A 5,290-nucleotide genomic window follows, 5' to 3' on the forward strand; every position below is an offset into this window, starting at 1 on the left:
GCGGCCCCCGCCCCCGCACCGGTGGCGCCGAGCACCAGGGCCCCCGTGAAGCCGAGGGCCGACAGGAACCCGGCGACCACCGGCACGCTCCCCCGGCTCGCCGGGACCGACCTGGTGGAACTCGCCGGGCTCCTCGGAGCCACGGAACCGGCGCCCCCGGGTGGACAATTCGGGCATGACACCCACACTGGATGACCGGATCACCGGAAGTCTCCTCGGTGCCGCCGTGGGCGACGCCCTCGGCGGCCCCGTGGAGGGGTACACCCCCGAGCAGATCGCCGAGCGCCACGGCGGCCGGGTCACCGGCGTCGTCGGCCCCTGGAACGGCGACGCCTGGCGCACCGCCCGCCCCATCGCCCCGTACCACAAGGGCGACGGGCACGTCACCGACGACACCCTGATGACCCACGCCCTGGTCCGGGTGTACGCGAGGGTCCGCGACCACCTCGACGCGTACGCGGTCGCGGACCACCTCGTCCCCGAGCTCATGGGCTCCCCCGTGTGGATCCCGGAGCTGGAGGCGGAGGCCCTCCCCCTCCAGCGGATCTTCCTCGCCGAGAAGTGGATCGTCGCCCGCCTCCACTACGGACACGCCGACCCGCGCGAGGCCGGCACCGGGAACATCGTCAACTGCGGGGCCGCGATGTACATGGCGCCGGTCGGCCTGGTCAACGCCGCCGACCCGCACGGTGCCTACGCCGAGGCCCTGGACGTCGCGGGCGCCCACCAGTCCTCGTACGGCCGCGAGGCCGCGGGCGTCTTCGCGGCGGCGGTCGCGGCGGCCTGCGCCCCCGGCGCCACCCCGCGCACGGTCGTCGACACCGCCCTCTCCCTCGCGAAGGACGGCACCCGCGCCGCGATCGAGGCGGTCGCCGAAGTCGCGGACCGGCACCGGGACTTCGAGTCCGCCCTCGTACCGCTGCGCCGGGCGGTCGCCCCGTACGACTCCGTCGGCCCCGACTACCGCAACCCCGGTCTCGACGCCCGCCGCCCCTCCCGCCTCCACTCCATCGAGGAGCTGCCGATCGCCCTCGGCATGCTCCTGGTCGGCGAGGGCGACTACCGCCGCACGGTCCTCGGCGCGGTCAACTACGGCCGCGACTGCGACTCCATCGCCACCATGGCGGGCGCGGTCGCGGGCGCCCTGCGCGGCGAGGCGGCGGTCCCCTCCGACTGGGCCAAGCGGGTCGCGGAGGCCAGCCGCCTCGACCTGCACGCCCCGGCGACGGCCCTGGCCGCCGTGGCCCGCGAGGTCTTCGCCCGCGACGCCGCCCGCCGCCGCGCCGTCGAGGCCGCCCGCGCCGCCCTCACGGACACCCTCCGATGACGGACACCGCCCCGGCCCGCCCGGCCCGGACACCGCCCGCCCCCGTCCGCCTCACCTGGGTGCAGCCCGAGGACCTCGTCGGGCACGAACTGCGGCAGGCCGCCGAGGACGGGCGGGAGGCCGGGGGGATCGCGGCGCGCTGGTACGCGGCCGGCGGGCACCCGGCCCCGGCCGCCGCCGGCGCGTCGGCCGCGCCCCGACCCGAACTGCGGGCGCTCGCCGAGGAGTTGCTCGACGAACTGGCCGCCCTCCCCGCCCCGCTCGCCACCGTCGAGCCCACCGCGCTCGACGCGATCGTCGCCGCCTGCCCCGACTGGCCCGCACCGGCCCCCGGGGCCGCCGGGGACCCGGGCCTGCGCGACCGGCTGCACGCCGCCTGGCTGGGGCGGGCGGCCGGGTGCCTGCTCGGGAAGCCCGTCGAGAAGCTGCCGCTCGACGCGATCCGGGCGCTGGCCCGGGCCGCCGGGAACTGGCCGCTCGACGACTGGTTCACCGCGCGCGGGGTGCCGCCCGCGCTGCTCGCCGCGCACCCCTGGAACCGCCGCTCCGCCGCCACCTCGCTCGCCGAGACCATCGACGGGATGCCCGAGGACGACGACCTCAACTACCCCCTCCTCGCCCTGCTCCTCCTCCGCCGCCACGGCCGCTCCTTCACCACCGCCGACGTGGCCCGCCTCTGGCTCGGCGAACTCCCCGCCGGCCGCGCCTTCACCGCCGAGCGGATCGCCTACCGCAACCTCCTCGACGGCGTCGAGCCCCCGCTGACCGCCGGCCGCCGCAACCCCTTCCGGGAGTGGATCGGCGCCCAGATCCGGGCCGACGTCCACGGCTGGACCCACCCCGGCGACCCGGCCGCGGCCGCCGCCCAGGCCCACCGGGACGCGGTCCTCAGCCACACCGGGAACGGCGTGTACGGCGCGATGTTCGCCGCCGCGACCGTCGCCGCCGCCGCGGGCGGCACGACCGGCGTCCACGGGGCGCTGGCCGCCGGCCTCTCCGTCGTCCCGCCCCGCTCCCGGCTCGCCGAGGCCGTCCGGTACGGCATCGCCACCGCCCGCGCCGTCCCCGACCTCGACACCGTCGTGGACCGGCTGCACGCCCGGTACGGCGGGTACCACTGGGTCCATGCCGTGCCGAACGCCGCGCTGCTCGCCGCCGCCCTCACCCACGCCGACGGCGACTTCACCCGCTCGATCTGCGCGGCCGTCTCCGGCGGCTGGGACACCGACTCCAACGGCGCCACCGCCGGCTCGGTCGCCGGTCTCCTCGCCGGCCGGCCGGACCGGCTCCCGGACCGCTGGACCTCCCCCCTGAAGAACCGGCTCGCGACCTCGGTGCCGTCCTTCGACGGCATCGGCTTCGACGCCCTCGCCGACCTCACCCACCTGGAGGCAGTACGCCCATGACCAGCATCGTGGTGCTCGGAAGCACCAACATGGACCTCGTGGCCTATGTGGAGCGGGCCCCGGCCCGCGGCGAGACCGTCACCGGCCGCTCCTTCCGCACGATCCCCGGCGGCAAGGGCGCCAACCAGGCGGTCGCCGCCGCCCGCGCGGGCGGCGAGGTCGCCATGATCGGCGCGGTCGGCTCCGACGACTTCGGCACCCGGCTCCGCTCCGTCCTGGAGCACTGCGCCGTCGACACCGACCTGCTCCGCACCGTCGAGGGCCCCTCCGGGACCGCGCACATCGTCGTCGACGACGAGGGCGGCAACGCGATCGTCGTCGTCCCCGGCGCCAACGCCACCGTCACCTCCCTCGACCACGGCGACGAGGCCCTGATCTCCGGCGCCGACCTGCTGCTGCTCCAGCTCGAACTCCCCCTCTCCGTCGTCACCGAGGGCGCCGTCCACGCCCGGGCGCGCGGGGTGCGCACCGTCCTCACGCCGGCCCCCGCCCGGCAGCTCCCGCCCGAACTCCTGGCCGCCACCGACCTGTTGGTGCCCAACGAGCACGAGGCCGCCGCGCTCACCGGCCGCACCGACCCGCGCGCCGCCGCGCTCGCCCTCCTCGACGCCGTCCCCGAGGTGGTCGTCACCCTCGGCGCGGCCGGCTGCCTCTACGCGGCCCGCGGCGCCGAACCCCTCTCCGTGCCCGCCCCGCGGGTGCGGGCCGTCGACACCACCGCCGCCGGCGACACCTTCGTCGGCGCGCTCACGGTCGCCCTCGGCGAGGGCCGTCCCGTGCCGGAGGCCCTGGCCTGGGCGGCCACCGCCGCCGCGCTCTCCGTCCGCCGCGAGGGCGCCTCGACCTCGATGCCGTACCGCGTCGAGATCGAGGCGGCCCTCGACGCCCCCGAGTTCCTGGAGGCCGATCCCGTATGACCACCGCACCGCCCCTGACGGGGCTGCGCGTCCTCGATCTGGCGACGCTCTTCGCCGGGCCGCTGGCCGCCATGATGCTCGGCGACTTCGGCGCCGACGTCGTCAAGGTCGAGCACCCCCGCAAGCCCGACCCGTCCCGGGGCCACGGCCCCGCCAAGGACGGGGTGGGCCTGTGGTGGAAGGTGCTGGGCCGCAACAAGCGGGCCGTCACCCTCGACCTGTCCACCCCCGGCGGCCGGGACGCCCTCCTGAGGCTGGCCGCCGACGCCGACGTCATCGTGGAGAACTTCCGCCCCGGCACCCTGGAGCGCTGGGGCCTGGGCTGGGAGGAGCTGTCCACGGTCAACCCCCGTCTGGTCCTGGCCCGGGTCACCGGCTTCGGCCAGTTCGGGCCGTACGCCCACCGGCCCGGCTTCGGCACCCTCGCCGAGGCGATGAGCGGCTTCGCCGCGATCACCGGCGAGCCCGACGGCCCGCCGACCCTGCCCCCCTTCGGCCTCGCCGACTCGATCGCCGCCCTCGCCACCGCGTACGCGGTGATGACCGCGCTCACCGCGAGGACGACGACCGGGCGCGGCCAGGTCGTCGACATGGCCATCATCGAACCGATGCTCTCCGTCATCGGCCCCCACCCCCTCTGGTACGACCAGCTCGGCTACGTCCAGCCCCGGACCGGCAACCGCTCCCGCAACAACGCCCCCCGCAACACCTACCGGACCGCCGACGGCTCCTGGGTGGCCGTCTCCACCTCGGCGCAGTCGATCGCCGAGCGGGTGATGCGCCTGGTGGACCGGCCGGAGCTGATCGACGAGCCGTGGTTCGCCGACGGCGCCGGCCGGGCCGCGCACGCCGACGTCCTCGACGAGGCCGTCGGCTCGTGGATCGCCCGCCGCACCCGCGACGAGGCGATGGCCGCCTTCGAGAAGGCGGAGGCGGCCATCGCCCCGGTCTACGACGTCCGGGACGTCCTCGACGACCCCCAGTACCAGGCGCTCGGCACGGTCACCGAGGTCCCGGACCCGGAGCTGGGCCCGATCCGCATGCAGAACGTGCTCTTCCGGCTCTCCGAGACCCCGGGCGGGATCCGCTGGGCCGGCCGCCCGCACGGCGCCGACACCGACGAGGTGCTGACGGCGGCCGGCCTCACCCCGGCCGAGATCACCTCCCTGCGCGCCCAGGGGGCGGTATGAGCGCCCCCGGCGCGCGCACGGCGGAGACCGGTCCGGGCCGCCCCGGCGCCGTGCACGGCCGGCCCCGCGGCCGTCCACCCCTCACCTGGCTGTACGCCCCCGGCGACCGCCCCGAGGTGGTCCGCAAGGCGCTCTCCTCCGGCGCCGACGTGGTCATCGTGGACCTGGAGGACGCGGTCGCCCCGGACCGCAAGGCGTACGCCCTCGACGCCACCGCCGATCTGCTCTCCGACGCCCACCCCGTCCCGGTGCACGTCCGCATCCACACCCCGCGCGACATCCCCGTCCTGGCCTCCCTCCCCGGCCTCGGCGGTCTCCGTGTCCCCAAGGTGACACACGCCTCCGACATCCACCGGTCCCCGGGTTCGCCTCGGCCAGCGCGATCGCGTTCACCCCGTCGCCGCCGCCGACGTCCAGCACCCGCTCCACCCCGGCCAGGTCGGCCCGGTC

Annotated in this window: 5 protein-coding genes; all 5 read left to right on the plus strand. The window is 76.9% G+C overall.

Annotation, left to right across the window (positions count from 1 at the left end; genetic code table 11):
- Positions 1-175 precede the first annotated feature (175 nt).
- Positions 176-1,327, plus strand: coding sequence for an ADP-ribosylglycohydrolase family protein (locus AB0E83_RS35025; protein WP_362120802.1), 1,152 nt, complete (start codon positions 176-178; stop codon positions 1,325-1,327).
- Positions 1,324-2,733 carry an ADP-ribosylglycohydrolase family protein gene (locus tag AB0E83_RS35030; RefSeq protein WP_362120804.1) on the plus strand — a complete coding sequence of 470 codons (1,410 nt, stop codon included), beginning with the start codon at positions 1,324-1,326 and terminating at the stop codon, positions 2,731-2,733. The genes AB0E83_RS35025 and AB0E83_RS35030 overlap by 4 nt, the downstream gene beginning before the upstream one ends.
- Positions 2,730-3,650 (plus strand): ribokinase, encoded by a 921-nt coding sequence (rbsK, locus tag AB0E83_RS35035; protein ID WP_362120806.1) that lies wholly within the window; start codon positions 2,730-2,732, stop codon positions 3,648-3,650. Before AB0E83_RS35030 ends, rbsK begins: the two co-directional genes overlap by 4 nt.
- The gene (locus tag AB0E83_RS35040) at positions 3,647-4,840 is read left to right on the plus strand and encodes a CoA transferase (RefSeq protein ID WP_362120808.1); all 1,194 of its coding nucleotides are present in this window, start codon (positions 3,647-3,649) and stop codon (positions 4,838-4,840) included. The genes rbsK and AB0E83_RS35040 overlap by 4 nt, the downstream gene beginning before the upstream one ends.
- Positions 4,837-5,290, plus strand: a 454-nt coding sequence (locus AB0E83_RS35045; protein ID WP_362120810.1) for an aldolase/citrate lyase family protein, incomplete at its 3' end; no start/stop codon positions are given. The genes AB0E83_RS35040 and AB0E83_RS35045, both read left to right, overlap by 4 nt.

This window comes from Streptomyces sp. NPDC035033 (genome assembly GCF_040636735.1).
GTDB lineage: Bacteria > Actinomycetota > Actinomycetes > Streptomycetales > Streptomycetaceae > Streptomyces.